The 26,061-nt window shown below is 71.8% G+C and carries 29 protein-coding genes and 1 tRNA gene; 24 read left to right on the top strand and 6 right to left on the bottom strand.

Going from position 1 to position 26,061, the window contains the following annotated elements:
- The first annotated feature begins 21 nt into the window (after positions 1 to 21).
- From ACRAKH_RS34060 to ACRAKH_RS34040, 5 genes are read left to right on the top strand one after another with little or no spacing between them, the layout of a single operon-like run.
- The gene (locus ACRAKH_RS34060; RefSeq protein ID WP_380718959.1) at positions 22 to 810 is read left to right on the top strand and encodes a class I SAM-dependent methyltransferase; all 789 of its coding nucleotides are present in this window, start codon (positions 22 to 24) and stop codon (positions 808 to 810) included.
- A gap of 16 nt (positions 811 to 826) precedes the next feature.
- On the top strand, positions 827 to 1,276 hold the full coding sequence (locus ACRAKH_RS34055) for a MarR family winged helix-turn-helix transcriptional regulator (RefSeq protein WP_380718957.1): 450 nt from the start codon (positions 827 to 829) through the stop codon (positions 1,274 to 1,276).
- Positions 1,273 to 1,683, top strand: a complete 411-nt coding sequence (locus tag ACRAKH_RS34050; protein ID WP_380718954.1) for a DUF5313 family protein — start codon at positions 1,273 to 1,275, stop codon at positions 1,681 to 1,683. The genes ACRAKH_RS34055 and ACRAKH_RS34050 overlap by 4 nt, the downstream gene beginning before the upstream one ends.
- A 32-nt stretch (positions 1,684 to 1,715) precedes the next feature.
- Positions 1,716 to 1,997, top strand: a complete 282-nt coding sequence (locus ACRAKH_RS34045; RefSeq protein WP_380718952.1) for a hypothetical protein — start codon at positions 1,716 to 1,718, stop codon at positions 1,995 to 1,997.
- Complete coding sequence (locus ACRAKH_RS34040; RefSeq protein ID WP_380718950.1) at positions 1,919 to 2,674, top strand: phosphotransferase; 756 nt, start codon at positions 1,919 to 1,921, stop codon at positions 2,672 to 2,674. Before ACRAKH_RS34045 ends, ACRAKH_RS34040 begins: the two co-directional genes overlap by 79 nt.
- Before the next feature lie 56 nt (positions 2,675 to 2,730).
- On the opposite strand, the gene ACRAKH_RS34035 is transcribed toward ACRAKH_RS34040, so the two are convergent.
- Positions 2,731 to 2,804: transfer RNA gene (locus ACRAKH_RS34035), tRNA-Gly, on the bottom strand.
- 68 nt (positions 2,805 to 2,872) lie between these two features.
- On the opposite strand from ACRAKH_RS34035, the gene dcd reads away from it, so the two are divergent.
- Complete coding sequence (gene dcd / locus ACRAKH_RS34030; RefSeq protein ID WP_380718948.1) at positions 2,873 to 3,454, top strand: dCTP deaminase; 582 nt, start codon at positions 2,873 to 2,875, stop codon at positions 3,452 to 3,454.
- Here the strand turns inward: dcd and ACRAKH_RS34025 are convergent.
- Positions 3,451 to 4,434: a cation diffusion facilitator family transporter gene (locus ACRAKH_RS34025; protein ID WP_380718946.1), complete on the bottom strand. Its 984-nt coding sequence runs from the start codon at positions 4,432 to 4,434 to the stop codon at positions 3,451 to 3,453. The genes dcd and ACRAKH_RS34025 overlap by 4 nt on opposite strands.
- An 86-nt stretch (positions 4,435 to 4,520) precedes the next feature.
- On the opposite strand from ACRAKH_RS34025, the gene ACRAKH_RS34020 reads away from it, so the two are divergent.
- The gene (locus tag ACRAKH_RS34020; RefSeq protein WP_447009529.1) at positions 4,521 to 4,901 is read left to right on the top strand and encodes a phage holin family protein; all 381 of its coding nucleotides are present in this window, start codon (positions 4,521 to 4,523) and stop codon (positions 4,899 to 4,901) included.
- A gap of 59 nt (positions 4,902 to 4,960) precedes the next feature.
- Here ACRAKH_RS34020 and ACRAKH_RS34015 read toward each other — a convergent pair whose 3' ends face one another.
- Positions 4,961 to 7,234, bottom strand: a complete 2,274-nt coding sequence (locus tag ACRAKH_RS34015; RefSeq protein ID WP_380718942.1) for a (Fe-S)-binding protein — start codon at positions 7,232 to 7,234, stop codon at positions 4,961 to 4,963.
- A gap of 142 nt (positions 7,235 to 7,376) precedes the next feature.
- On the opposite strand from ACRAKH_RS34015, the gene ACRAKH_RS34010 reads away from it, so the two are divergent.
- The 9 genes from ACRAKH_RS34010 to ACRAKH_RS33970 all read left to right on the top strand — a co-directional run bounded on the left by ACRAKH_RS34010 (position 7,377) and on the right by ACRAKH_RS33970 (position 15,214).
- The gene (locus ACRAKH_RS34010; protein WP_380719030.1) at positions 7,377 to 7,706 is read left to right on the top strand and encodes a DMT family transporter; all 330 of its coding nucleotides are present in this window, start codon (positions 7,377 to 7,379) and stop codon (positions 7,704 to 7,706) included.
- A gap of 58 nt (positions 7,707 to 7,764) precedes the next feature.
- The gene (locus tag ACRAKH_RS34005) at positions 7,765 to 8,292 is read left to right on the top strand and encodes a TetR/AcrR family transcriptional regulator (RefSeq protein WP_380718940.1); all 528 of its coding nucleotides are present in this window, start codon (positions 7,765 to 7,767) and stop codon (positions 8,290 to 8,292) included.
- A gap of 22 nt (positions 8,293 to 8,314) precedes the next feature.
- Entirely contained in the window at positions 8,315 to 8,884 is a 570-nt protein-coding gene (locus ACRAKH_RS34000; RefSeq protein WP_380718938.1) for a hypothetical protein, read from the top strand.
- A 226-nt stretch (positions 8,885 to 9,110) separates the two neighbouring features.
- The gene (locus tag ACRAKH_RS33995; protein ID WP_380718936.1) at positions 9,111 to 9,899 is read left to right on the top strand and encodes a DUF4097 family beta strand repeat-containing protein; all 789 of its coding nucleotides are present in this window, start codon (positions 9,111 to 9,113) and stop codon (positions 9,897 to 9,899) included.
- 257 nt (positions 9,900 to 10,156) lie between these two features.
- Positions 10,157 to 12,010 carry a molecular chaperone DnaK gene (gene dnaK / locus ACRAKH_RS33990; protein ID WP_380718934.1) on the top strand — a complete coding sequence of 618 codons (1,854 nt, stop codon included), beginning with the start codon at positions 10,157 to 10,159 and terminating at the stop codon, positions 12,008 to 12,010.
- On the top strand, positions 12,007 to 12,717 hold the full coding sequence (gene grpE / locus ACRAKH_RS33985) for a nucleotide exchange factor GrpE (RefSeq protein ID WP_380718932.1): 711 nt from the start codon (positions 12,007 to 12,009) through the stop codon (positions 12,715 to 12,717). Before dnaK ends, grpE begins: the two co-directional genes overlap by 4 nt.
- Before the next feature lie 18 nt (positions 12,718 to 12,735).
- On the top strand, positions 12,736 to 13,905 hold the full coding sequence (dnaJ, locus tag ACRAKH_RS33980) for a molecular chaperone DnaJ (protein ID WP_380718929.1): 1,170 nt from the start codon (positions 12,736 to 12,738) through the stop codon (positions 13,903 to 13,905).
- Complete coding sequence (locus tag ACRAKH_RS33975; RefSeq protein WP_380718927.1) at positions 13,902 to 14,330, top strand: heat shock protein transcriptional repressor HspR; 429 nt, start codon at positions 13,902 to 13,904, stop codon at positions 14,328 to 14,330. Before dnaJ ends, ACRAKH_RS33975 begins: the two co-directional genes overlap by 4 nt.
- Positions 14,331 to 14,551: 221 nt before the next feature.
- Positions 14,552 to 15,214 carry an alpha/beta fold hydrolase gene (locus tag ACRAKH_RS33970; RefSeq protein ID WP_380718925.1) on the top strand — a complete coding sequence of 221 codons (663 nt, stop codon included), beginning with the start codon at positions 14,552 to 14,554 and terminating at the stop codon, positions 15,212 to 15,214.
- 197 nt (positions 15,215 to 15,411) lie between these two features.
- Here the strand turns inward: ACRAKH_RS33970 and ACRAKH_RS33965 are convergent, their stop codons facing one another.
- Entirely contained in the window at positions 15,412 to 16,515 is a 1,104-nt protein-coding gene (locus ACRAKH_RS33965) for an FAD-binding oxidoreductase (protein WP_380718923.1), read from the bottom strand.
- A 545-nt stretch (positions 16,516 to 17,060) separates the two neighbouring features.
- Complete coding sequence (locus tag ACRAKH_RS33960; protein WP_380718921.1) at positions 17,061 to 17,441, bottom strand: VOC family protein; 381 nt, start codon at positions 17,439 to 17,441, stop codon at positions 17,061 to 17,063.
- Positions 17,442 to 17,637: 196 nt separating this feature from the next.
- Between ACRAKH_RS33960 and clpB the strand changes: the two genes are divergently transcribed.
- The 7 genes from clpB to ACRAKH_RS33925 all read left to right on the top strand — a co-directional run bounded on the left by clpB (position 17,638) and on the right by ACRAKH_RS33925 (position 24,425).
- Complete coding sequence (gene clpB, locus ACRAKH_RS33955; protein ID WP_380718919.1) at positions 17,638 to 20,220, top strand: ATP-dependent chaperone ClpB; 2,583 nt, start codon at positions 17,638 to 17,640, stop codon at positions 20,218 to 20,220.
- Between the two features lie 94 nt (positions 20,221 to 20,314).
- Positions 20,315 to 20,959, top strand: a complete 645-nt coding sequence (locus tag ACRAKH_RS33950; RefSeq protein WP_380718917.1) for a class I SAM-dependent DNA methyltransferase — start codon at positions 20,315 to 20,317, stop codon at positions 20,957 to 20,959.
- Positions 20,960 to 21,191: 232 nt separating this feature from the next.
- Positions 21,192 to 21,887, top strand: coding sequence for a hypothetical protein (locus tag ACRAKH_RS33945; RefSeq protein WP_380718915.1), 696 nt, complete (start codon positions 21,192 to 21,194; stop codon positions 21,885 to 21,887).
- Positions 21,884 to 22,663 (top strand): SDR family NAD(P)-dependent oxidoreductase, encoded by a 780-nt coding sequence (locus ACRAKH_RS33940; RefSeq protein ID WP_380718913.1) that lies wholly within the window; start codon positions 21,884 to 21,886, stop codon positions 22,661 to 22,663. Before ACRAKH_RS33945 ends, ACRAKH_RS33940 begins: the two co-directional genes overlap by 4 nt.
- A 69-nt stretch (positions 22,664 to 22,732) precedes the next feature.
- Positions 22,733 to 23,086, top strand: coding sequence for a hypothetical protein (locus ACRAKH_RS33935; protein ID WP_380718911.1), 354 nt, complete (start codon positions 22,733 to 22,735; stop codon positions 23,084 to 23,086).
- Complete coding sequence (locus tag ACRAKH_RS33930; RefSeq protein ID WP_380718909.1) at positions 23,083 to 23,997, top strand: WXG100 family type VII secretion target; 915 nt, start codon at positions 23,083 to 23,085, stop codon at positions 23,995 to 23,997. The genes ACRAKH_RS33935 and ACRAKH_RS33930 overlap by 4 nt, the downstream gene beginning before the upstream one ends.
- Complete coding sequence (locus tag ACRAKH_RS33925; protein WP_380718907.1) at positions 23,994 to 24,425, top strand: hypothetical protein; 432 nt, start codon at positions 23,994 to 23,996, stop codon at positions 24,423 to 24,425. The genes ACRAKH_RS33930 and ACRAKH_RS33925 overlap by 4 nt, the downstream gene beginning before the upstream one ends.
- A 457-nt stretch (positions 24,426 to 24,882) precedes the next feature.
- On the opposite strand, the gene ACRAKH_RS33920 is transcribed toward ACRAKH_RS33925, so the two are convergent.
- Positions 24,883 to 25,452: a hypothetical protein gene (locus tag ACRAKH_RS33920; RefSeq protein ID WP_380718905.1), complete on the bottom strand. Its 570-nt coding sequence runs from the start codon at positions 25,450 to 25,452 to the stop codon at positions 24,883 to 24,885.
- A 53-nt stretch (positions 25,453 to 25,505) separates the two neighbouring features.
- Here ACRAKH_RS33920 and pyrE point away from each other — a divergent pair, with 53 nt between their 5' ends.
- Positions 25,506 to 26,060 carry an orotate phosphoribosyltransferase gene (gene pyrE, locus ACRAKH_RS33915; protein WP_380719028.1) on the top strand — a complete coding sequence of 185 codons (555 nt, stop codon included), beginning with the start codon at positions 25,506 to 25,508 and terminating at the stop codon, positions 26,058 to 26,060.
- Position 26,061: the final 1 nt, after the last annotated feature.

The raw sequence follows: 26,061 nt of genomic DNA, 5'->3' as shown, positions 1-26,061 counted from the left end.
CGCCGCTCCTGCGGTCGAGGGGTGGACCAGGAGATCCGGGACTTCTACGCGCGGGGCTTCGAGCGGGAACGGCTGCGCGGCGGCAACGGGCGGCTGGAGCTCCTGCGGACGCAGGAGGTCGTGCGGCGGTTCCTCGCGCCGCGCAGCCGGGTGCTGGACGTCGGCGGCGCGACCGGCGTGCACGCGGAGTGGCTGGCGGCGGACGGGCACGACGTGCTCGTGGTGGACCCCGTGCCGTCGCACGTGGAGGCCGCCGCGGCGCTGCCCGGTGTGTCGGCCGTCGTCGGCGACGCCCGCGACCTGCCCGACGACGGCCCGTTCGACGTGGTGCTGCTGCTGGGGCCGCTCTACCACCTGCTGGAGCGCGACGACCGGGTGCGGGCGTGGCGGGAGGCGTCACGCGTGCTGCGGCCGGGCGGGGTGGTGGCGGGCGCCGTGATCGGCCGGCTCGCGGCGCTGCACGACGGGCTGCGCAAGGAGTTCCCGCTCGACACGCGCTACCGGGCGCTCGTGGAGCACTCGATGGCGACCGGCGAGCACCTGCCGCCGGCGGACACGCCCTGGTTCACCACCGCGTACTTCCACCGTCCCGAGGAGGCGGCCGACGAGGCGCGCGCGGCCGGGCTGGACGTCGTCGGGACGTTCGGGTTGGAGGGCGCCGCGTGGATGCTGCCCAACGCCGACCTCGACGCCCTCTACGACGACCCGGTGCGCTTCGAGTACCTGATGTGGTCGTTGCGCGAGACCGAGTCGGAGCCGTCCGTGCTGGGTGCTTCGGCTCACCTGATCGCCGTGGCGGCCAAGCCGTGACGTAGTGTGGGCACTAATGATTAGTGCACAAAACGTCGAGGACCCGCTGGCCCTGGAACGGCAGGTCTGCTTCGCGTTGTCCATCGCGTCCAGGAACGTGGTGGCCCTGTACCGGCCGCTGCTGGAGCCCCTGGGGCTCACCCACCCGCAGTACCTGGTGATGCTCGCCCTCTGGGGCCGCGCGCCGCTGTCGGTGAAGGAGCTGGCCCGCCTGCTCGCGCTGGAGCCCGCCACCCTGTCGCCGCTGCTGAAGCGGCTGGAGGCGATCGGGTACGTCACCCGGTCGCGGGACGCGGCCGACGAGCGCCAACTCGCCGTCACGCTGACCGCGACCGGTGCGGCGCTGCGCGAGCGGGCGCTGGCGATCCCGCCCGCCGTGGTCGAGAAGCTGGGCATGTCGCTGGACGAGCTGCGCGACCTGCACTCCGTGCTCACCAGGGTCATCGCCGCGTCGGAGCGGACGTGAGCGGGCGGCCCGGCCCGCACTTGCGGCTCTGGTACCTGCTCGGCGGCAGGCTCCCCCAGCGCCACCGCGAGTGGGTGTTCCGGCAGGCGACCAAGCCGACGTGGCTGGCGTGGTTCACCGTGCGGATGTTCCTCCAGGTGCTCCCGCTGACCGTGGCCATCACCCTGGCCCTCGTGCTCGGTCTCGGCTCGCCGCTGCCCCTGGCCATCGCGTGCGGCTCGCTGGGGCTGGTCGTGGGCGTGTACTTCGGGGTGTCGTACGCGATCGAGAGCACCGACCACCGGATGACGAAGTACGGCTACCCGGCGGGCGCGGCGGCGGCCGTGCGCAAGGAGCGGACCAAGCGCGACCAGGAGCGCTACGCGCAGGTGTGGCGCGCGGACCGTGCGGCGGAAAACGACTCCTGACCTCCACGTCCGATGTCGTAGCGTCGGCCGGCGTGGAGTGGCAGAGAGCGGTGGCCGCGGCGTTCGGCCTCGGTGACGTGGTCGAGCCGTGGACGCCGGTGGCGGGCGGGCGGTCGCACCTGATGTGGCGGCTGCGCACGTCCCGGGGCACGTGGGCGGTCAAGCGGCTGAACCGGTCGCACGAGGACTGGTGGATGCGCGACTACCGCGTGGCGGCCGCGATCCAGCTCGACGCGTGGGCGAAGGGCTTCCCCATGCCGCGCCCCGTGCACCCGCTCGAACCGGTCGCGCCCCTGCTGGCGACGTGCGGGTAGGTGACGAGGTGGCCGGCTACCTGGTGCACGAGTGGCACGACGGCGCCCCGTTGACGACGGACGCGGCGGACGTGGCCGAGTGGGTCGGCGCCACCCTCGCGTCCCTCCACCGCCTCCCTGCCGCCGGCCCGCCCGAAGGGCGACCCCACCCCGTGTCGGAGTGGCGGGAGTGGCTGGACGAGGCGCCGAACGACTTCACCGACGCCGTGCGGGCGTACCTGCCGGACATCGCCGAGGCGGGGCGGATCGCGGTCGAGACCGCCGACCTGACGCCCGTCGCCACGCACCGGGACGTCAAGCCGGACAACGTCCTCCGCACCGCCGCGGGCCCGCTGCTCGTCGACTGGGACGGCGCCGGCCCGGACCGCGCGGAGTGGGAGATCACCCGAGCCGCCCTCTACTTCAGCCACCTGGGCGAAGACCAAGCCGCCTTCACCACCGTCCTCGACGCGTACGAGGCAGCAGGCGGCCACCGTCCTCCTGCGTCCCCCACAGCCTTCGCGGGCCTGCTCCGCACCTACCTCGGAGGCGCCGCCTGGATGGTGTGGCGGGCCCTGGGCCACCGCCCGGTGACGCCCGCCGAACGGGCGGCGGCACACACCCACGCCCTGGAACTGCTGGCCGACCTGCGCACGTCCCTGACCAACCTCCCCACCTGGACGTCCCGCCTGCGCTGACCCCCGTGCCGCGAACGCGACGAAGGCCCAGGTCGACGCGACCTGGGCCTTCGTGGTGGAGCGGGTGACGGGAATCGAACCCGCCTCTACAGCTTGGGAAGCTGTCGTTCTACCAATGAACTACACCCGCGTGGTGCGTGCCCGATCATACACAAGCCGGTGGCCGCGCGGCCGGGTGCTGTCACCTAGGCTGTGCGGGTGCTGCTCAGTGACCGCGATCTGCGCAAAGAGGTCGACTCCGGCCGGTTGGTGCTGGAGCCGTTCGACGACGTCATGGTGCAGCCGTCCAGCATCGACGTCCGCCTCGACCGGTTCTTCCGGGTCTTCAACAACACCCGGTACACCCACATCGACCCCGCCATGCAGCAGGACGACCTCACCTCGCTGGTCGAGCCGGCCGACGACGAGCCGTTCGTCCTGCACCCCGGGGAGTTCGTGCTCGGCTCGACGTTCGAGCTGGTCACCCTCCCGGACGACCTGGCGGGACGGTTGGAGGGCAAGTCGTCGCTGGGACGCCTCGGCCTCCTCACCCACTCGACGGCCGGCTTCATCGACCCCGGCTTCTCCGGCCACATCACGCTGGAGCTGTCGAACGTCGCCAACCTGCCGATCACCCTCTGGCCCGGCATGAAGATCGGCCAGCTCTGCCTGTTCCGGCTGAGCAGCGCCGCGGAGTTCCCGTACGGCTCGACGCAGGCGGGCTCCCGCTACCAGGGGCAGCGCGGGCCGACGCCGTCGCGCGCCCACCTGAACTTCCACCGCACGGACACCCGCCGCTAGAGCTCCAGGTCCCCGTACCGGGCCAGCACGCGCGACCGCAGCTCCGGATCGGTCCGCGGCACGGGTTCGAGGAACACCTCGTCCAGGTCGGGGTGCGCGGCGCGCAGTTCGGCGTCGATCCGCACGCACGCCCGCTCCAGGTCGGCGGCCCCGAGCGCGTCGTCGAAGTCGAGCCGCGCGCACACCAGCACCCGGTCCGTGCCGACCGCCATCGTCAGCAGGTCCACCACCTGCTCCACCTCGGGCGCGGCCCGCAGGTCGGACCACACCGCCCGCACCAGCACCGGGTCGGCCTGCCTGCCGATGAGCAACCCCCGGTTGGTCGACGCCAACGTGTACGCGGCGAACGCGAGCAGCACCCCGATCGCCAACGACGCCACGCCGTCCCACACCGACGACCCGGTCACGTGGTGCAGCCCGAGCCCGCCGAACGCGAGCAGCAGCCCGACCAGCGCGGCCGAGTCCTCCAGGAACACCGTCTTCACGGTCGGGTCGTCCGACATCCGCAGGAACGCGGCCACCGTCCGCCCCTCGGCCCGCGCACCCCGCCGCACCTGCCGCGCGGCCTGCGTCCACGACACCGACTCCAGCGCGAACGCGATGGCCAGCACGACGTACCCGACGACGGGGTTGCCCTGCTCCTCCGGCGCGCCGAACACGGTCCGGAAGCCCTCGTAGAGCGCGAACACCGCACCGGACACGAAGATCGACACGGCGGCGAGCAGCGACCAGAAGTAGCGGTCCTTGCCGTACCCGAACGGGTGCCTGCGGTCGGCGGGCCGGGTCGAGCGCCGCAGCGCCGTCAGCAACAGGGCCTCGGTGAACGTGTCGGCGACCGAGTGCCCGGCCTCCGCCATCATCGCCGCCGAGCCGGTGATCACGCCGGCGATCGCCTTCATGACCGCGATGGCCAGGTTCACCGCCAGGGCGAGGAGAACGGTGAGCGTGCTCTCGCCGCCCTTCGACGGGTCAGGTGCCATGCCCCGACGTTAGGCCGCACGGCCGGGACCCGCCCGGCGTCGTCGTGTCTCACCCGATCGGAGCACTGCCACCGCTAGCCTGCCGCATGGGCATTTTGGTGCACGTACTGCTGACGGCGCTGGCGGTCTGGGTCGCCACGCTCGTCCCGGGCATCGACCTGGAGGGCGGGTCGACGCCCGCGAAGATCGGCACGCTGATCGGTGTCGCGCTGCTCTTCGGTCTGGTCAACGCCGTGGTGAAGCCGCTGGTGAAGTTCTTCGGCTGCCTGTTCTACCTGGTCACGCTCGGCTTGATCGGCCTGGTCGTGAACGCGCTGTTGTTCTGGCTCACGGGCTGGCTGGCGGGCGAGCTGGGCCTGCCGTTCGAGGTGAGCGGCTTCTGGCCCGCGTTCTTCGGCGCGATCATCGTGGCCCTGACGAGCTGGGTGCTGAACCTCGTCTACGACCGCGTCACCGACCGCGACTGACGAACGACGACGCCCCTCGGTCCGAAGAGGACCGAGGGGCGTCGTGCGTCCACAACGGACTAGCTGGACGCGGCCTTGTCCTCGTCCGGCAGCGGGGTGCCGGTCGGGGTCTCGTCCGTCGGGACGTCGCCGCGCTCCCTCTCCTTGCCCCGGCGCACGGCGGTCAGCAGCAGCTGCGCCACGTCCACGACCTCGACGTGCGAGCCCGCGGCCCCCTCGTTCTGACGCGCGGTGACGCCGTCGGTCAGCATCACGCGGCAGAACGGGCAGCCCGTCGCGATCTTCGACGGCGCGGTGCCGAGCGCCTCGTCCACGCGGTCGAGGTTGATGCGCTTGCCGATCCGCTCCTCCATCCACATGCGAGCGCCACCGGCGCCGCAGCACATGGACCGCTCCTCGTGGCGCGGCATCTCGCGCAGCGTCGCGCCCGACGCGCCGACCAGCTCGCGCGGCGCCTCGTAGATCTTGTTGTGCCGGCCCAGGTAGCACGGGTCGTGGTAGGTGACGTCCTCCGCGACCTCGGCCACCGGCACCAGCCTGCGCTCGCGCACCAGCCGGTTGAGCAGCTGCGTGTGGTGGACGACCTCGAACGTGCCGCCGACCTGCGGGTACTCGTTGGCCAGCGTGTTGAAGCAGTGCGCGCACGTCACGACGATCTTGCGTTGGCCGGGCGCGCGACCGTCGAACACGGTGTTGAGCACCTCGACGTTCTGCTGCGCGAGCATCTGGAACAGGAACTCGTTGCCCGCGCGCCGCGCCGGGTCGCCGGTGCAGGTCTCCTCCGGCCCGAGGACGGTGTACTCGACGCCCGCGGTGTGCAGCAGCTCGGCCACGGCCCGCGTGGTCTTCTTCGCCCGGTCCTCGAACGCGCCCGCGCAGCCGACCCAGAACAGGTACTCGGCGTCACCCAGCTCGCCGTCGAACACGGGCACCTCGAAGTCGAGGCCCTCGGTCCACGCCAGGCGGTCCTTGGCGTTCTGGCCCCACGGGTTGCCCTTGTTCTCCAGGTTCTTGAACATGCCGCCCAGCTCGGACGGGAAGTTCGACTCGATCAGCACCTGGTAGCGGCGCATGTCGACGATGTGGTCGACGTGCTCGATGTCCACGGGGCACTGCTCGACGCACGCGCCGCACGTCGTGCACGACCACAGCACCTCGGGGTCGATGACGCCCAGCTCGTCCGCGCCGCCGATCAGCGGCCGCTCGGACTCGGCCATGGCCAGCACGTCGATGGACTCGAGGCGCTTCTTGTAGTCCTCGTACTTGTCCTCGGTGAGGCCGACCTCGTCGCCCGCCATGTCCTTGGAGCCGCCGGCGAGCAGGTACGGGGCCTTGGCGAACGCGTGGTCGCGCAGCTGGGTGATGACCAGCTTCGGCGACAGCGGCTTGCCGGTGTTCCACGCCGGGCACTGGGACTGGCAGCGGCCGCACTCGGTGCACGTGCTGAAGTCCAGCCAGCCCTTCCAGGAGAAGTCCTCGACCTTGCCGACGCCGAACACGTCCTTGTCGGGGTCGGCTTCCTCCAGGTCGAGGACCTTGCCGCCGCTCATCATCGGCTTGAGCGCGCCGAGCGCGACGCCGCCGTCGTCCTCGCGCTTGAAGTAGATGTTGAAGAACGCGCTGAACCGGTGCCAGGCCACGCCCATGGTGAGGTTCTTGGCGACCACGATCAGCCAGATCATGCCGGACAGCAGCTTGGTGAACGCCATGATCGAGACCCAGTCGGGGCTCGCGGGCAGGATCGTGGACAGCGGCCCGGTGACGAACGACGACCACAGCGGCGGGTCCTCCAGGCCGGAGGCCTGCTTGAACGCCTTCACGCCGAGGATGCCGAGGCCCTCGATGATCACGACCGCTTCGACGAAGTAGGCGGCCTTGAAGCTGGAGCCCGCGAACCGGGACAGGCGGTCGGCGCGGCGCGGGTGGTTGAGCTGGCGGATGATCGCCAGCGCGACGCCGCCGACCACGGTGCCGATGCCGAGCAGCTCGACCAGCAGCAGCCACAGCGACCACGTGCCGATGATCGGCCAGTGGAAGCCGGGGTCGAACATCTCGCCGTAGGCCTCGAACAGCACCGCGGAGCCGATCAGGAAGCCCCACATCACCATCCAGTGCCAGGGACCGACGTGGCGGAGCTTCATCATCCGGGTGTGGGCGACGAACTCCACGAACAAGGTCCGCAGGCGGGGCACGACCGGCCCGTTGCGGGTCGAGTCCGGCTGGCCGAGGCGGATGATCTTGATCATCCGCAAGACACCGGCGACGAACAGACCCCAGGCGAACACGCTGACGGCGACGCCGATGGCGCCGAGGGTGAGCTGGAGGGCTCCCATTGTGGTGGCGGCCTTTCTCGTCCGTTCTCCTGGCTGGGCAGCCTACGCCCGATTACTCACCGGTAACCACTTGGACGTGGTCGATCACATAGGCGCGTTAGGGTTGTGGAACGGGTGTTCAACTAGTTGGGGGCGGCGCGTGCTGGTGTACCTGGTGCTGGCGGTGGCGATCGTGGGCGAGGTCACCGCCACGGTGTTCCTCAAGCTGTCGGAGGGGTTCAGCAAGCCGATCCCGTCCGTCGTGGTGGTCTTGGGGTACCTGGTGGCGTTCGGCGCGTTGAGCAAGGTGCTCCAGCTCGGGATGCCGATCGGCGTCGCGTACGCCATCTGGTGCGCCTTCGGGATCGCCGCGGTCGCGGGCGCCGGCGTGGTCCTGTTCCAGGAGCCGGTGAACGCGACGATGGTGGTCGGGCTGCTGCTGGTGATCGCCGGGGTCGTCGCCATCGAGGTCGGCAGCGGTGCCGCCGCCTGACGGCCGGGCGCGGCCCCACGGCGAGCCCCGGCCTGGCGGCGGGGTGACCGACGGCGCGGTGACCGACGGACGCCGGGTCCGCGGCGAGCGGCGTCGGCGGGCGATCCTGGAGGCCACCCTCCGGGTCGTCGAGCGGGACGGCGTGGCCGGCGTGAGCCACCGGTCGGTCGCCCGCGAGGCAGGCGTGCCGACCACGTCGACCACCTACTACTTCGCGACGCTGGACGACCTGCTGATCGCGACGCTGACGTGGTCGGCCGACCAGATGGCTTCGAGTTTCCGCAAGGTGCCGCCGACGCAGGCCGCGGTGGCCCGGTTCCTGGCCGACGCCGTCGGCGCCCACCGCGGCCGGACGCTGGCCGAGTACGAGCTGTACCTCCTGGCGGCACGCCGGCCGGAGCTGCGCCCGGCGGCCCGGCGGTGGCTGGAGCTGATCACCGAGGCGGTCGGTCCCTGGGACCCGGTGGCGCTGCGGGCGCTGCTCGCCGGCGTCGACGGGCTGCTGATCCAGGGGTTGATCGCGGAATTCCCCCCAATGGCGCAGGATTTCGAGCCCGTCGTGTCCCTTCTGATGCTTGGCGGATGACCTTCGCGCGGGACACTGTGGCATGAGGTTCGCCGGTCGTGAGTCGTGGCAGGTGTCGCACGGGACGAATCAGACGGTCAACACCGCTCTGTTCATCCGCGACACGCTCGCGCTCTCGGTCGACACCGTGCCCGAGCTGCCCGGGCTCGACCCGTCGGTGCCGGTCGTGGTGCCGTCCGGGGTCGACCGCGCGGCGGCGGCCGAGGAGTGGCTCGGCTGGTGGGCCGACGTGCTCGACCACGCCCGCACCGAGATGCCCGGCACCGCGCCGGACGACCCGAACGGGCAGTCGTTGCAGGTCAGGCCCGCGTTGCGGGCGGCGGTGCTGGCGTTGGGCGCGGCGGCGGCGGTGTACGACGAGCAGCACGCGACGACCCGCGGCGCGCTGCCGATCGGCGAGGTCGTCCGCGGGGTGGAGGGTCGGATCGGGCGGTACGTGCGGCCGTTCCGGCTGGTGATCACCGAGGTGCCCGTGCAGGGGCTCGTGTGGGAGCGGATGACCGAGTCGCACGTGATCGCGTCGCAGCGGTTCCTGAGCGACCCGGCCCGCTCGGCGCCCGCGCTGCGCGCGGTGGTGGAATCCCTCGCCTGACCCGCCCGGCGCCCACCTGCGTCCCGCCCCGGCCCCCCGCCCGCACGGATCAGCCGCGGTCGCGCCGTCGACCGGCCTGCGGTCCCGCCGCTGATCAACCGCGGTCCGTCGTCGGTCGCCGGGGTAGGGCCAGCCCCCGTACCGGGTCGGGGGTCTTCCTGGTGGGCCGGTCACCCCGCCGCGCCTAGCGTGAACGGCGACAACCTTGACGCCTGAGGGGGCAGCGGTGGCAAAGCGGATCGCGTTGGCGGCCGTAGTGGCGGTGGCCGCGGCGGTGGCGCTCACGTCGTGCGTGCGGCTCGTGCAGCAGAGCTTCGACGACCAGCACGAGGTGACGGGCCAGGTCACGGAGGTGCGGCTGGCGAACGGCGCGGGCGACGTCGTCCTCCGCAGCCGGGACGGGGCCACCCGGACGGAGGTCAAGCGGCGCGTCCGGTACGCCAAGGACCACGACAAGCCCAGCGGCGACTCGCACCGCCTGGACGGCTCCACGCTGGTCCTCGACGGCTGCGGCGACCGGTGCTCGGTGGACTACGAGGTCGTCGTGCCGTCCACGGACGTCCGCGTCACCGGCGAGAACGGCTCCGGCAACGTCCACCTCGAGGACGTGGCCTCGGTCGAGGTCGAGGTCGGCTCCGGCGACACCACGGTGCGCCGCGTGTCCGGGGTGGTCCGGCTGGTCAACAACTCGGGCGACATCGACGTGGCCGACGTGGCCGGCGACTTCACCGGCCGGATCGACTCCGGCAACTCCCACCTGTCGAACATGCGCGGCACGGTGACCGTCGACAACGGCTCCGGCGACGTCCACGTGCGGATGGGCGCCGCCCTGTCGGTGCGCGCCGAGTCGGGCAGCGGCAACGTCACCGTCCAGGTGCCCAGGAGCGGCGCTTACAAGGTCGACGTGGACGCGGGCAGCGGCGAGCAGGCGATCGACGTGCCGAACGACCCGAACGCCTCCGCCGAGCTGCTCGTGCGCGCCGGCAGCGGCGACGTGAGGATCGAAGCGACCTGAGCGCACCACCCCGCCGGCTCGCCCTCATCGGCCCCGGTCGGGCGCACCTCGCGTGCCGCCCGACCGGGGCCGACGGCGTTCCCGGACCCGAGCGGGTGTCCTGAATCACGCCCGGCGGGGAACACCCGAACCGCCCCGTCCGTTGGACAGGCAGAAAGATTGAGCCGGGTGGACTCAAGTCCTCCGGGGCCGGCTAAACTTGAGCCGGTACCGCTCAACGCGGGGCTCTTACAGACGCACTACCAGGAGGAATCCAAATGGCGCGAGCGGTCGGCATCGACCTGGGGACGACCAACTCCGTCGTCGCGGTTCTCGAAGGTGGCGAGCCGACGGTGATCGCCAACTCCGAGGGGTCGCGCACCACCCCGTCCATCGTCGCCTTCGCCAAGAACGGCGAGGTGCTCACCGGTCAGCCCGCCAAGAACCAGGCGGTGACCAACGTCGACCGGACGATCCGGTCCGTGAAGCGGCACATCGGCACGGACTGGAAGACCGACGACATCGACGGCAAGAGGTACACGCCGCAGGAGATCAGCGCGCGCGTGCTGATGAAGCTCAAGCGCGACGCCGAGGCGTACCTGGGCGAGGAGATCACCGACGCGGTGATCACCGTCCCCGCCTACTTCGAGGACGCGCAGCGCCAGGCCACCAAGGAGGCCGGCCAGATCGCGGGCCTCAACGTGCTGCGCATCGTCAACGAGCCCACCTCCGCCGCCCTGGCCTACGGCCTCGACAAGGGCGACAAGGAGCAGACCATCCTGGTCTTCGACCTCGGTGGCGGCACGTTCGACGTCTCGCTGCTGGAGCTGGCCGAGGGCGTGGTCGAGGTCAAGGCGACCTCCGGTGACAACCACCTCGGCGGCGACGACTGGGACCAGCGCATCGTCGACTGGCTGGTCGAGCGGTTCAAGCAGACCAACGGCATCGACCTGACCAAGGACAAGATGGCGTTGCAGCGCATCCGCGAGGCCGCCGAGAAGGCCAAGATCGAGCTGTCCAGCTCGAACAACGCCTCCATCAACCTGCCCTACATCACCGTGGACGCGGACAAGAACCCGCTGTTCATGGACGAGACGCTGTCGCGCGCCGAGTTCCAGCGCATCACCAACGACCTGCTGGAGCGCACCCGCGCGCCGTTCAACAACGTGATCAAGGACGCCGGCATCAGCGTCGGCGACATCGACCACGTGGTGCTGGTCGGCGGTTCCACCCGCATGCCCGCGGTGGCCGAACTCGTCAAGGAGCTGACCGGCGGCCGTGAGCCGAACAAGGGCGTGAACCCGGACGAGGTCGTCGCGATCGGCGCCGCCCTCCAGGCCGGTGTGCTGAAGGGCGAGGTCAAGGACGTCCTGCTGCTCGACGTCACCCCGCTGTCCCTGGGCATCGAGACCAAGGGCGGCGTGATGACCAAGCTCATCGAGCGCAACACCACGATCCCGACCAAGCGCTCCGAGATCTTCACGACGGCCGACGACAACCAGCCGTCCGTCCAGATCCAGGTGTTCCAGGGTGAGCGCGAGTTCGCCCGGGACAACAAGAAGCTCGGCATGTTCGAGCTGACCGGCCTGCCGCCCGCGCCGCGCGGCGTCCCGCAGATCGAGGTCACCTTCGACATCGACGCGAACGGCATCGTGCACGTGTCCGCGAAGGACATGGGCACGGGCAAGGAGCAGCGGATGACGATCACCGGCGGCTCCGCGCTGCCGAAGGACGACATCGAGCGGATGATCAAGGACGCCGAGGCGCACGCCGAGGAGGACAAGCGCCGCCGCGACGAGGCCGAGGTCCGCAACCAGGCCGAGACGCTCGTCTACCAGACGGAGAAGGTCCTCAAGGAGAACGAGGACAAGATCCCCGCCGAGGTCAAGGACAAGGTCACCGCGGCCATCGCCGACACCAACGAGGCGCTCAAGGGCGAGGACATCGCCAAGATCCGCACCGCGGTGGAGAAGCTGGCCACCGAGTCCCAGGCCATCGGCCAGTCCCTGTACGCCAACGCCGGACCCACGGCCGACGCCGCCGGCGCCGCGGGCGGTGCTACCGCCGGCGACGCGCCCAAGGCCGACGACGTGGTGGACGCGGAGATCGTCGACGAGGACGAGAAGAAGTGACCCAGCACGAGGAACAGCCCCACGTGGTGGTGCGCGACCGCAGGCGCGTCGACCCCGAGACCGGCGAGGTGCGCCCCACGTCGCCCGAGGACGCGGTCGACGCCCAGGCCGCCGACGCGCCGGTCGGGTCGGAGGGCGGCAAGCACGCCGCCCCCGACCAGCCGGAGCCGGACGCGGCGCAGGCCGTCGCCGACGACCCGACCGTCGAGCTGAAGGCACAGCTGGACGAGCGGACCGCCGACCTCCAGCGGCTGACCGCCGAGTACGCCAACTACCGCAAGCGGGTCGACCGCGACCGGGAACTGGTGATCGCCACGGCCAAGGCGCAGGTGGCGGGCGAACTGCTCGCCGTGCTGGACGACATCGAGCGGGCCGGCGCGCACGGTGACCTCACCGGCGCGTTCAAGGCGGTGGCCGACAAGCTGGTCGGCGCGCTGCACGGCACCGGTCTGGAGCCGTTCGGGCACGAGGGCGAGGAGTTCGACCCGTCCGTCCACGAGGCCGTCCAGCACGGCACCTCGCCGGACGTCAGCGGGCCGACCGTCACCGCCGTGCTGCGTCGCGGCTACCGGTTCGGCGAGCGCGTGCTGCGGCCCGCGCTGGTCGCGGTGACCGACCACGAGCCGGCCGCCGAGCAGCCGGTCGTCGAGCAGTCGGGCGCCGAAGAGGTCGTCGAGAAGCCGGTAGAAGAGCAGCAGCAGGACTGAGGAAGGGGGCGGCGTCCGTTGAGCGCTCGCGACTGGATCGAGAAGGACTTCTACCGCGAGCTGGGCGTTTCCTCCGACGCCTCGGCCGACGAGGTCAAGAAGGCGTACCGGAAGTTGGCGCGGGAGCTGCACCCCGACGCCAACCCCGGTGACGCCAAGGCCGAGGCCAGGTTCAAGGCGGTGTCCGAGGCGTACGGCGTGCTCTCGGACCCCGCCAAGCGCAAGCAGTACGACGAGGCCCGCCGCCTCTTCGCCGGAGGCGGCGGGTTCCCCGGCGGTTTCGGGACGGGCGGCGGCTTCGACGTCGGCGACCTGTTCGGCCGCCAGGGAGCCCAGCAGGCCGGCGGCATGGGCGGGCTCGGCGACCTGCTCGGCGGGCTGTTCAACCGCCGGGCGGGCGGCTCGGCGTCCGCGACCAGGCCGCGTCGCGGCGAGGACGTCGAGACCGACGTGCGGATCGACTTCACCGAGGCCGTCAAGGGCGCGACCGTGCCCATGCGCCTGTCGAGCCCCGCGACCTGCGGCACGTGCGCGGGTTCCGGCGCGCGTCCCGGCACGTCGCCGCACACCTGCACCAACTGCGGCGGGGCCGGTCTCGTCACCCGCAGCCAGGGCGCGTTCGCGTTCTCCGAGCCGTGCGCCGACTGCCGCGGCACCGGGCGGATCGTGGACGACCCGTGCCCCGAGTGCGGCGGCGACGGCGTGAGCACGAAGACCCGGACGCTGACCATCCGCATCCCGCCGGGCGTCGACGACGGGCAGCGGATCAGGCTGGCCGGGCAGGGCGAGCCGGGGCGCAACAACGGGCCGGCGGGCGACCTGTACGTGCGGGTCCACGTGAACCCGCACCCGGTGTTCGGCCGGTCGGGCAACGACCTGACCGTGACCGTGCCCGTGACGTTCCCCGAGCTGGCGCTGGGCGCGACGTTGACCGTGCCCACGCTCGAGGGCAAGGTGACCGTGAAGGTGCCCGCCGGCACGGCCAGTGGCCGGGTGCTGCGGGCCAAGGGCAAGGGCATCGCCAAGCGCGACGGCCAGGTCGGCGACCTGCTCATCACGCTGAACGTGGCGGTGCCGAACAACATGGATGCCGCAGCCAGGGAGGCGTTGGAGAACTACGCGTCGGCGACGGCGAAGCACGACCCGCGCGCGGAGCTCAACGCCCTGTTGGAGAAGAGGTCGGTGTGAGCTTCCCGTTCCCGCCCGGCACCGACGAGGACACCCCGTTCTTCGTCATCTCCGTGGCGGCCCAGCTGTCCGGTCTGCACGCCCAGACGCTCCGGGCGTACGACCGGCTGGGTCTGGTGTCGCCGGGTCGCACGTCCGGTGGTGGTCGTCGGTACTCGATGCGCGACATCGTGCTGCTGCGCGAGGTGCAGCGACTCTCCCAGGAGGAGGGCGTCAACCTCGCCGGCATCAAGCGGATCATCGAGCTGGAGAACGAGGTCGGCGCGCTGCGCGCCAAGGTCAACGAGCTGTCCGAGCAGCTCGCCTCGGCGATGGCGGCAGCCGAGCACGCCGCCGCGTCGGTCCACGCCTCGTACCGCCGTGACCTGGTGCCCGTACGTCACGAGACGGCCCTCGTCGTGTGGAAGCCGAACTCGAAGCGCTGACCGCGCCGTGGGCCGGGGCCGTGCCGCCGCGGACACACAATCGGGTGATCATCGCCCGAATATGTACGGAAACACTGTTACCGCCCCTCGGTAGCAACGAGGACCCCCGCGACACCGACCCGACCACCCAACGCCGGCCCACCCCACCCCCGTGACCGCCGCCGACCGGGATCGCGCCGATCGGGTCCGTGCGACACGGCGGTGAACGCCACACTGGGCACGTGGATTACGTCTTCGTGCACGGCACCACCCAGTCACCGGCGGCGTGGCGACCCGTCGAGGACCTGCTCCGCAGCCGCGGCCACCGCACGGTCGCCGTCGACCTGCCCACCGACCGACCCGAGCTGCGAGCCGTCGACTACGCCGCGATCGCCCGCGCCCAGGCGGGCGACATGCTCGCCCCGGTCCTGGTCGGCCACTCCGGCGCCGGCCTGCTGATGCCCGCGATCGCCCACGCCGTCGCCGCGTCCCACCTCGCCTGGATCGCCGCGGTGATCCCCGGACCGGTGTCCCTGGCCGACGAGCTGGCGGCCGACGCGGGCGAGATGTTCCACCCGGAGTGGCGGACCCTCACCGAACCGCCCACCGCGGACCCCGTGGTGGCGGCGTACTTCCTGTTCCACGACTGCGACCTGGCGGGCGTGCGCGCCGGCCTGCGGACCGTGCGCCTGTTCTACCCCGCCGCAACGTACCGCGAGGTGCACCGGCTGCCCGACCTGCCGTCCACCTACGTCCTGCCCCGCGACGACCGCACGCTGCGCGCGTCGTGGATGCGCCGCGCCGCGCGCGAACGGCTCGGGGTCGAGGCGATCGAGGTCGACGGCGGGCACTGCCCGCAGACCAGCAGGCCGCAGACCCTGGCCGCCGTGCTCGGCACCCTCTGACGGCCCGACCCGACCTGTCCTACCGACCCGACCGACCCGACTGGACCCGACTCGGCCCGACTAACCCGGCCCGACTGACCCGAGCCGATCCGACTGACCCGATCCGATCCGATCCGACCCGGCCACCTGACCCGAGCCCCGCGTGACGTGCGTGCGCGACCCAAGCCCGCGTAACCGCGCCCCGTGGGCGACGTCGGTCAGTCCAGGGTGAACGGGTCGTACTTGATCCGGTCCAACGGCGTGCCGGCGACGAGCATCCGGGACACCGTCGCGCGGATCATGGACGGCGAGCCGCAGACCAGCACGTCCCGCTCCTCCCACGCCCCGTACCGGGTGACCACGTCGGCCAGCGTGCCCTGCTCGACGCCACGCGCGCCGGGGTCGGACTCCAGCACCGGCACCACGGTCAGCCACGGGTTCGTCATGGCGAACCGCTGGAGGTTGTCCAGGTCGTACAGGTCCTCGCGGGTCCGGCCGCCCATGAACAGGTGCACGCGCGGGTTCTCGCCCCACTGCGCCATCTCGTCGATGATCGCGTGCATCGGCGCGACACCGGTGCCGCCGGCGACCATCAGCACGTCACGCCCGGCCTTCCGGTCGACGCTGAGCCGACCCATGGGCGGGCCGATGCGCCAGACGTCGCCGGGCTGCGTGTGGCCGACGATCGACCGGCTCACCCACCCGCCCTCGACCGACCGGATGTGGAACTCGATGATGCCGTCGTCACGGGGGGCGTTGGCGGGCGTGAAGTACCGCCACAACCGCGCCCGCTGGGGCGTCTCGACGCTCACGTACTGGCCCGCGCGGTAGCCGACGGGGTGGTCGGGCTGGAGCCGCACCACGGCCAGGTCCCAGCTCACCCGCTGGTGGTCGAGCACGGTGGCGTGCCAGTAGGCCGGGCCGTCGTCGGCGGCCGCCGCCTCCTGCATGGCGCGCGCCATGATCGTGTACGCCTCGGCCCAGGCCATCTCGACCTTCGGCGTCCACGCGGGGCCGGCGAACTTCTTCACCGCCGCGAGCAGCGCCGTGCCGACCGACTCGTAGTGCACGTTGACGACGCCGAACTTGCGGTGGTCCCGGCCGAGCTGGCGCAGGAACGGGATCAGGTCGTCGGGGCGGTCCACCATCTGCACGACGTGGACCAGGGCGCGCAGCAGGCGGCTGCGCTGGACCTCCATGTTCACGGGGAACATCTCACGGGTCGCCGGCGCGAGGCTGAAGAGCATGCCGTAGAAGAACTTGGCTACCTCTTCGGCGCGCGGCTCCACCACCGCGAAGCTCTCCCGGATCATCCGCACCATTGCGGTGACGCCAGGAGGAGGTTCTCGGTGTGGGGGGCTCGGGATGGGGCTCAACACAGCGTTCGCAGTCATGGTCCGGGCGCAGTCTCCACGTTTCTGGCGGCGCCAGCAAGGGCGCTACGTCCTCGTCAAGCTTCCATCCCCGACGAAGGGACACTAACCCGCCAACTGGCCGGTCGACTCCTTGATGCCACCTTCGAGTGCAGTGCGGTTACGGACGGTCGCAGACCGCTCCCGCGAACGGGTGGACATTCCCTTCCACGTATACCGAATGCGCGCCCTCCAGCGCACCCGCAGGCGCACGTCCGCGCGCACGAAAGCGCACGTCACCGTGCGGAGGAGGTGCGGGAGCCCGATCCTGGCACCCGCACGGCCCAGTGCCCGCACCTCCCGCCGCCGCCCGGCGCGGCACGTTTCACCCCAGTGGCGGCCGGCGGACCGCACGGCTGCGGTGGGCCGTCGTCACCTGTGGATTCCCACCTGCGGATTGTGGACAACCGGGCCGTGAGTGTGGACAACCCGCTACGACATGTGGGTGACGGGCGTCAGGACTGCGCCGACCGCTCCGCCGTGCCGCGCTCCACGCAGAACTCGTTGCCCTCCGGATCGGCCAGGACGACCCACCCGGTGCCGTCGGGCCGGCGGTGGTCGGCGACCTGCGTGGCGCCGAGCCCCAGCAGGCGCTCGACCTCGGCGTCCCGGGTCGTGTCGGGCTGGAGGTCGAGGTGGACGCGGTTCTTCACCGTCTTGCCCTCGGGCACCTGGATGAAGAGCAGGCCAGGGCCGTCCGGAAGCGCGACGAGCGCTTCGGGGTCGCCGGGCTCGTCGTCGTCGGAGATCGGGTGGCCGGTCACCTGGCTCCAGAAGCCGGCCAGCGCGTACGCGTCCTTGCAGTCCACGGTGATGTGGCGCACGAGTGAGGTCATGCGCCGATCGTCATGCGTCGGCGGACCGGCCGCACCCGAGTTTCGCCGAGCCGCCCCCCGACCGGCCGGCGTGTGCCACACCACACGAGTTCCACTAGGTTGAGCGGAACTGGCTCAACTTGTCTGACGTTGAGCGGGATGATGGCCGACGCGGGAACGCCGGCCGCGCGCAGGAAAACACCGACCGAGGTGAGGAATGGACGCTTTCAACCCGACCACGAAGACCCAGCAGGCCGTGTCCGCCGCCGTGCAGGCGGCGACCATCGCGGGCAACCCCGATGTCGGCTCGGTCCACCTCCTCGGCGCCCTCCTGGCCCAGGGCGACGGCCTGACCGCGCCGCTGCTGTCCGCCGTCGGCGCGGACCCGAAGCAGGTCCACAAGGAGCTGGAGCAGCTGACCAGGGCGCTGCCCGCGGCCAGCGGGTCGTCCGTGTCCGCGCCCCAGTTCTCCCGCGACGCCGTCCGCGTACTCGGCAAGGCCCAGGAACTCGCCACCGAGATGGGTGACGAGTACGTGTCCACCGAGCACCTGCTGGTCGGGCTCGCCCACCACGGCGGCCAGGTCGCCGACCTGCTCCGCCGCCACGGTGCGACCCCCGAGGCACTGAAGGAGGCGTTCGGCAAGGTCCGCGGCTCGGCCCGCGTCACCAGCCCCGACCCCGAGGGCACCTACCAAGCGCTGGAGAAGTACGGCGTCGACCTGACCGAACGCGCCCGCAAGGGCGAGCTGGACCCCGTCATCGGCCGGAACACCGAGATCCGCCGCGTCGTGCAGGTCCTCTCCCGCCGCACGAAGAACAACCCCGTCCTGATCGGCGAGCCCGGCGTCGGCAAGACCGCCATCGTCGAGGGCCTGGCCCAGCGCATCGTGGCCGGTGACGTGCCCGAGTCGCTGCGCGGCAAGAAGGTCGTCGCGCTCGACCTGGGCGCGATGGTCGCGGGCGCGAAGTACCGCGGCGAGTTCGAGGAGCGGCTGAAGGCCGTGCTGAAGGAGATCACCGACTCCGCCGGCCAGGTCATCACGTTCATCGACGAGCTGCACACGATCGTGGGCGCGGGCGCGACCGGCGAGTCCGCCATGGACGCCGGCAACATGATCAAGCCGATGCTGGCGCGCGGCGAGCTGCGCATGGTCGGCGCGACCACGCTGGACGAGTACCGGGAGCACGTCGAGAAGGACCCGGCCCTGGAGCGCCGCTTCCAGCAGGTCTTCGTCGGCGAGCCGTCCGTCGAGGACACGATCGGCATCCTGCGCGGCCTCAAGGACCGGTACGAGGTGCACCACGGCGTGCGCATCACCGACGCCGCCCTGGTCGCCGCCGCGACCCTGTCCGACCGGTACATCACCGCCCGCTTCCTCCCGGACAAGGCCATCGACCTGGTGGACGAGTCCGCGTCCCGCCTGCGCATGGAGATCGACTCCCGGCCCGTCGAGATCGACGAGGTCGAGCGCGCCGTCCGCCGGCTGGAGATCGAGGAGATGGCGCTGGCCAAGGAGTCGGACGCGGCCTCGGTGGAACGCCTCGCCGCGCTGCGCGCCGAGCTGGCCGAGCAGCGCGAGACGCTGGCCGGGTTGACCGCGCGCTGGCAGAACGAGAAGGGCTCGATCGAGAAGGTCCGCGACCTGAAGGAGCAGCTGGAGCAGCTGCGCGGCGAGTCCGAGCGGGCCGAGCGCGACGGCGACCTGGGCCGTGCCGCCGAGCTGCGGTACGGGCGCATCCCGGCGCTGGAGAAGGAGCTGGAGGCGGCCACCCGCACCACGCAGGACGCCTCCGTGATGCTGAAGGAGGAGGTCGGCCCGGACGACGTGGCCGACGTCGTGTCCGCGTGGACGGGCATCCCGGCCGGGCGGCTGCTCGAAGGCGAGACGGCGAAGCTGCTGCGCATGGAGGACGAGCTGGCCAGGCGCGTCGTCGGCCAGGCCGAGGCCGTCCGGGTCGTGTCGGACGCGGTCCGGCGCACCCGTGCGGGCGTGGCCGACCCGGACCGGCCGACCGGCTCGTTCCTGTTCCTCGGGCCGACCGGCGTCGGCAAGACCGAGCTGGCCAAGGCGCTGGCGGAGTTCCTGTTCGACGACGAGCGGGCGATGATCCGGATCGACATGAGCGAGTACTCCGAGAAGCACTCGGTGGCCCGCCTCGTCGGCGCGCCCCCCGGCTACGTCGGCTACGACCAGGGCGGTCAGCTGACCGAGTCGGTCCGCCGCCGGCCGTACTCGGTCGTGCTGCTCGACGAGGTCGAGAAGGCCCACCCGGACGTGTTCGACGTGCTGCTGCAGGTGCTGGACGACGGCAGGCTCACCGACGGCCAGGGCCGCACGGTGGACTTCCGCAACACCATCCTGGTGCTCACGTCGAACCTCGGCTCGCACGTCATCGCGGACGCGACGCTGGACGAGCGTCAGCGCAAGGACGCGGTGATGTCGATCGTCCGCACCCACTTCAAGCCCGAGTTCCTGAACCGGCTGGACGACGTGGTGGTGTTCCACTCGCTGGCCACCGAGGAGCTGACGTCGATCGTCGACATCCAGGTCGACCGGTTGGCGCGGCGGTTGGCGCAGCGGCGCCTGGCGCTGGACGTCACGCCCGCCGCGCGGGAGTGGCTGGCCCTGAACGGCTTCGACCCCGTGTACGGGGCGCGGCCGTTGCGGCGGCTGGTGCAGTCGTCGATCGGGGACCAGCTGGCGAAGGAGCTGCTGGCCGGCGAGGTGCGTGACGGCGACACCGTGCGGGTGGACGTGCTGGACGACCAGTCGGGCCTGATCGTCGGCCGGTCGTGAGCTGATCGCCGCACCGTCGTCCCGGGCCGTGGTCGCGGACCCGTGGTCGTGGACCCGTGATCACGGGTCCGGACCCTGCAATACGGTGTCGGCCATGAACGTGGGCGGTTGGTTGGCCGACACCCGGACGTCGTACGACACGGTCGCGAACAGCTACGCGGACCTGCTGCGCGACGCCCTGGCCGGGTACCCGTACCTGAGGTCGGCCCTGGCGCTGTTCGCCGAGATGGTGCAGGCGGAGGGCGGCGGGCCGGTGGCGGACGTGGGTTGCGGGCCCGGGTACGTCACCGCCCACCTGCGCGGGCTGGGCGTCGACGCCTTCGGCATCGACCTGTCGCCGGGCATGGTCGAGGCGGCCCGGCGCGATCACCCCGGCCTGCGGTTCGAGGTGGGTTCGATGACGGACCTGGACCTCGCCGACGGGTCGGTCGCCGGGCTGCTCGCGTGGTGGTCGTTGATCCACGTGCCCGATGGCGGGGTGCCGGCGGTCCTCGCGCACTTCCGGCGGGTGCTGCGTCCCGGCGGGCCGCTGGTGGTCTCCTTCCACGTCGGCGACGAGACGCACCTGAAGACGGAGGGCTACGGCGGCCACCCGATGAACGTCCACATCCACCGCCGTCGACCCGAACGGGTGAGCGCCTGGCTCCGCGAGGCCGGGTTCACGGTCGAGGCGGAGACGCTGCTCGACCCGCACGAGGACCGACCGGCCGCGATCGTCTTCGCCCGCCGTCAGCGCTAGCGCGGGCGCCGGGTGGTCCCGTGCGCCCTCGGGTTCCACCACCGCCGGAAGGGGCGACACGCCCAAGCGGTCGGGGGTCGGGTGTGGACGACCGGGACGGGTGCGGACCGCGGGGGAACGCGCACTGCCAGTCGTCGCCCGGCCCGCGATCCGGGTAACAGCTTGATCCGTTTGCGCGAACCACGAGCCAAGTGATCTTCGTTTGAGCACCGCCGCCCGCTACGCTCGCACCGTGGGCATACCGGCGTGGGTCTGGTTCACCGTCGCCGCGGTCGCGGGCGTCGCGGGGTTCGCCCTGCTCGCCACCGACCGGGCGCAGCGAACCGCGCGTAACCGCGAACGCCGCCGCTGGGCGGCGCTGCGCGGCTGGCAGTTCGAGGAGACCGACCACGTGCTGCCCACCCGCTGGGAGAGCGGTGCGATCGCCTACTACGGCACCGGCGTGGCCAAGGACGTCGTCGCGGGCTCCACCTTCACCGCGGACGGCCGCCGCCAGGTCTACGTGCTCGACCACGAGACCAACGGCAAGGTCAACTCCGTGCTCGTCGGCGTCCGCTGCCGGCGGGCGTTGTCCGTGGTCATCGAGCTGTGGCTGCCGAGCGTGCCGTTCCAGCGCGACCAGATGCCCGACCTGCTCGGCCCCGTCGGCTCGCGGTACGCGTTCGTCAGCGAGCTGCCCGCCGCGCGCAAGCTCATCACCCCCGACCTGGTGGACGCCGCCGAGGAGATCGGCGCGGACGTCACCGTGGTCTGGCTGGAGGACGACTGGGTGCTGGCCGCCGCGCCCCCCAACTCCACCCCCGCCCGCCTGGAACGGCTGCTGCGCGACCTCGGCGAGCTGGCCGACGTGATCGACCCGTTCGAGGCGGACCCCGAGTCCGACGCCGGTGGCGAGGTCCACCGCCCGCAGTTCGGCCGCAAGCCGTGACGCCGCCGACCGCCCTGGTGACCGGCGCGTCGTCCGGCATCGGCGCCGCGTTCGCCCGCAGGCTCGCCGCCGAGGGCCACGACCTCGTGCTCGTCGCCCGATCGGTGGACCGGCTGGAGGAGACGGCGGCCAAGCTGCGCGCCGCCCACGGCATCACCGCCGAGGTGCTGCCCGCCGACCTGGCCACCGAGGAGGGCCGTGCCGCGGTCGAGGGCTTCCTGGCCGCGCGCGAGGTGGACCTGCTGGTCAACAACGCGGGCTTCGCGATCTCGTCGGAGTTCTTCGCCGCCGACCCGCGCGAGCTCCAGTCCCAGCTCGACGTGAACGTGACCAGCGTGCTGCGCCTGACCCGCGCGGCGCTGCCCGGCATGGTGGCGCGCGGACGCGGCGCGGTCGTCAACGTGTCCAGCGTGGCCGGCTTCCTGCCCGGCCGCGGCACCACGTACAGCGCCGACAAGGCGTGGGTGACGGCGTTCTCCGAGGGCATGGCGATGGCCACGGCGGGCACCGGCGTGCGCGTGCTGGCGCTGTGCCCCGGCTTCGTGCGCACCGAGTTCCACCAGCGGGCGCGGATCGACATGTCGAAGACGCCCGACCTGCTCTACCTGGACGCGGACCGCGTCGTCCACGACTGCCTGGCCGACCTGCGCGCGGGCAAGCCGCTGTCCATCCCGGGCGCCCAGTACAAGGCGATCACGCTGTTCGCCCGCCTCGTCCCGCGGGCGCTCGTCCGGCGGTTGGCGTCGCGCGCGGCCGGCGGCCGAGGACGCACGTAGATCGTCGGGAACCTGAACCCCGTTCCACCCGTCCCACTGCTCTAGTGGGAACAGGGAGGAACACCGTCCATGGGCGAACAGTTCAAAGTGGAGCCGCCGGAGCTCCGCGGGTACAGCGAGTTGCTGACCCGCAACGCGCAGCACTTCCTGACGATCAAGGAACACGCGATCTCCAAGGGCGGTGACACCTCCGGGTTCACCGGTCTGCTGTCGCTGCTGCAGCCCATCGTGACCGGTGTGGCGTCCCTGTACGGGGAGACCCTCGACTTCGCGAACGAGATGATGACCAAGGAAGCCGACGGGCTGAACAAGGCCGCCGACATGTACGAGAAGAGCGAGGAGATGGCGATGAGCCTCCTCGACCGCGTGCTGGCGCAGCTCCACACCGTCGCCGAGGCGCCCTCGCTCGGAGGTGGCCGATGACCACGTACGCGGACGTCGAGGACCCGTCGGTCGCGCTCAGCGCGGCGGCGGAGAACCGGCCCGGTCGCCAGTCCACCAAAGAGCTGATCGAGAAGGCGGGCTGGAAGATCCAGGGCGTCAACTGGATCTACGAGCAGGTCACCGGCGAGAACCTGCTCGACGCGCTAATCAAGCCGCTGCTCGGCGACTTCGAGAAGATCGACGAGAACGCCAACGCGTGGGACCGCGTCGCCAAGGCGCTGGACTCGGTGCGGCACAACGTCGACGCGGGCGCGGAGCAGCTGTCGTCCCACTGGGACGGTGACGCGGCCAAGGCGTTCGAGACGCGCATGGGCACCATGTGGGTGATCGCCATCGAGGCGGACTCGCAGGTCGCGCGGATCATCGGCAACCAGTTCCGGTCGACGGCGAGCACGTGCCGCACGGCGTGCGGGTTGGCGTTGACGCTGCTGGACATGCTCGTCAGCAAGCTGATGGAAGCCGCGATGACGGCGTGGATCCCGGTCGTCGGCTGGGGTCGTGCCGTGTGGATGGTGTACGACGCGATCCAGATCGTCGACGCCATCCGAAAGATCATCATCTCCATCCAGACGCTGATCGAGGGCGTCCAGGGCATGATCGACGGCGTCGTCGCGATGGGCACCGCGCTGTCCAAGCTGAAGGACGTGCGCGACGTCAGCGACCTGCTCGACGTGGTCGACGGGTACCAGGACGGCAAGGAGAAGTACGACAACGGCGTGGCCGCGGCGAAGTCCGGCGCGCTCGGCGTCGCGATGGGCGGCTACAGCCTGGGCAAGGCGGGGGTCGCGGCGAACGGCCGCAGCCAGCCGCCGCCGGGCTCACCGGCGCCCGCTCCGGCCGGCGCGAGCTCGGGCTCCGGTTCGGGTTCCGGTGGGGGTGACGGGCAATGACGTTCCCGTACGACAAGGCACGGCTGGACGCGCTCGTCGCCGACGTGGAGCAGCGCATGGCCAACGTCGAGCAGACCGCCCGTGAGGCGAGCCAGGTGCGGATGCGGTCGCGCGGGATGACGCAGGCGGACTTCGCGGAGATCTCCCGGTACGCGAACAGCCCCGGCGCGCCGCGTGAGCTGAAGGACCTGGCGCGGCGGGTCGACGCGGGCGAGATGTCGTGGGAGGACATCGCGTCCGGGCGCGCGCTGGACGACGAGGGCGTGCAGCGGGCGTTGCAGACGGGCGTCCCGGACCTGCAGCGCGCGTACACCGCGATCCAGGAGGGCGACGACCCCGAGGACGTGATCTCGGCGGGCACGCCGCGGCCGGGTGGTCGTGGGGATGACGACGACGAGCCGAACCGGTTCACCGAGGACGCCTGGTAGTCGCGGGTGCGGTCAGGTCGAGGGCGCCGGGTGTGAGTGCGGTCGTGGCTCACACCCCGGAGTTGTCCACAGGTTCGACCTGGCCGAACCGAACTGTCGGAGTTGTGGTGCAGGATAAAAGCAGGGGTCCCCTGGCGGGGACGCCTGCGTAGCCGGCGATTGGCGCTGTGGGGCTCGGCGGCACTTGCCGCTGCGGGCTCGGCAGCCCTTGCCGCTGTGGGGGTCGGGCTTGCCACCGCGGGCTGAGCGGCAGTTGCGCTGTGGGGGCTCGCCGGCGCTTGCCACATTGGGTTCGGCGGCGCTTGCCACTGCGGGTTCACCGCTGGGTCGGCGCGGCGCGTGTCGCCGCAGGCTGTCCTTTAGCGACACCGGCCGTCACCGGCGACGCGTTCTCCCGCCACGTGAGCGGGCAGGTGAGTTGGCGTGGACCGGGGCCGACCAGGTCCCGGGTGGGTGGTCAGGTCAGGGTCGGGAAGTCGAAACCACCGCTGCTCGTGTGGGTCGTGCCGACACCGCGCACCACGTCGTACGCCACGGCCGCCGCGATGGCGAGGGAGCGCACCGGGTCGGGGGTGCCCGGGCGGAGGTTGAGCACGTCCCGCCGCACCCGCCGGCCGTCGCGCTTGGCCAGGGCGCCGGGGCTGAACGACGCCACCTCGTGCAGCAGGCACAGCCGCTGCCCGGCCGGGTCGAGCAGGGCGTACGCGCCGTGCCCCTCGTGCCGCACCGCACCGATCACCGCGCCGTCGGGCAGGCTCACCCGGGTCGGCGGCTTGCCCGCGCCCTTGCGGATGTGCAGCGCCTGCCGACCGTGGTGCGTGAGGACCAGGTCGAACCCCGTGCGGCCGGAGAACGCCGTCGCGCGCAGCAGCTTCCGCAGCGGCCCGAGCATCCTGCGCTCGCCGACCGTCGCGATCGGCGCGCCGTGCCCGTCGTAGACGTCGCTCCGGTACTTGGTGCTCACCAGGTGGCGCAGCACGCCCCAGGGCTGCTCGATGATCAACGTGTCGGTGCCGGGAAGGGTCACGGTGTGCCAGCGTACGGCCCGGTATGACACTCTTGGCAGCCGTGCGAACTGATGTGGTTCTGGACCCCGCCGCGAAAGCCGAGCTGGCGCGGTTGGTGAGCGAGTTGGCCGTGGTGCACGGCAAGGTGACGCTGTCCTCGGGCGCCGAGGCCGACTACTACATCGACCTGCGCCGGGCGACGCTCCACCACGCCGCCGCCCCGCTGATCGGCACGCTGCTGCGGCAGCTCACGGCCGACTGGGACTACGTCGCGGCGGGCGGGCTGACGTTGGGCGCGGACCCGGTGGCGTGCGCGATGATGCACGCCGCGGCGGGCGCGGGCGAGGTGCTGGACGCGTTCGTGGTGCGCAAGGCGGCCAAGCAGCACGGCATGCAGCGCCGCATCGAGGGCGTCGACGTCGCCGGGCAGCGGGTGCTGGCGGTCGAGGACACGTCCACCACCGGCGGCAGCGTGCTGACCGCCGTCGAGGCCCTGCGGGAGGGCGGCGCCACGGTGGTCGGCGTCGCGACCGTCGTGGACCGCGGCACGGGCGCGCGCGAGGTGATCGAGGAGGCCGGCCTGCCGTACCGCTACCTGCTGGACCTCACCGACCTGGGCCTGGCCTGAC

The sequence above is a fragment of the Saccharothrix hoggarensis genome, from assembly GCF_052936025.1.
Note: the sequence above shows the minus strand (reverse complement) of the source record. Positions and strands in the feature narration are given on the sequence as shown.

What these genes read in the sequence shown, in the direction of transcription:
- ACRAKH_RS34055 (WP_380718957.1), top strand. Translation starts at nt 827, where the DNA reads ATGATTAGTGCACAAAACGTCGAGGACCCGCTGGCCCTGGAACGGCAG.
- ACRAKH_RS34025 (WP_380718946.1), bottom strand. Translation starts at nt 4,434, where the DNA reads ATGGCACCTGACCCGTCGAAGGGCGGCGAGAGCACGCTCACCGTTCTC.
- ACRAKH_RS34020 (WP_447009529.1), top strand. Translation starts at nt 4,521, where the DNA reads ATGGGCATTTTGGTGCACGTACTGCTGACGGCGCTGGCGGTCTGGGTC.
- ACRAKH_RS34015 (WP_380718942.1), bottom strand. Translation starts at nt 7,234, where the DNA reads ATGGGAGCCCTCCAGCTCACCCTCGGCGCCATCGGCGTCGCCGTCAGC.
- ACRAKH_RS34000 (WP_380718938.1), top strand. Translation starts at nt 8,315, where the DNA reads ATGAGGTTCGCCGGTCGTGAGTCGTGGCAGGTGTCGCACGGGACGAAT.
- dnaK (WP_380718934.1), top strand. Translation starts at nt 10,157, where the DNA reads ATGGCGCGAGCGGTCGGCATCGACCTGGGGACGACCAACTCCGTCGTC.
- ACRAKH_RS33965 (WP_380718923.1), bottom strand. Translation starts at nt 16,515, where the DNA reads ATGGTGCGGATGATCCGGGAGAGCTTCGCGGTGGTGGAGCCGCGCGCC.
- ACRAKH_RS33960 (WP_380718921.1), bottom strand. Translation starts at nt 17,441, where the DNA reads ATGACCTCACTCGTGCGCCACATCACCGTGGACTGCAAGGACGCGTAC.
- clpB (WP_380718919.1), top strand. Translation starts at nt 17,638, where the DNA reads ATGGACGCTTTCAACCCGACCACGAAGACCCAGCAGGCCGTGTCCGCC.
- ACRAKH_RS33950 (WP_380718917.1), top strand. Translation starts at nt 20,315, where the DNA reads ATGAACGTGGGCGGTTGGTTGGCCGACACCCGGACGTCGTACGACACG.
- ACRAKH_RS33935 (WP_380718911.1), top strand. Translation starts at nt 22,733, where the DNA reads ATGGGCGAACAGTTCAAAGTGGAGCCGCCGGAGCTCCGCGGGTACAGC.
- ACRAKH_RS33930 (WP_380718909.1), top strand. Translation starts at nt 23,083, where the DNA reads ATGACCACGTACGCGGACGTCGAGGACCCGTCGGTCGCGCTCAGCGCG.
- ACRAKH_RS33925 (WP_380718907.1), top strand. Translation starts at nt 23,994, where the DNA reads ATGACGTTCCCGTACGACAAGGCACGGCTGGACGCGCTCGTCGCCGAC.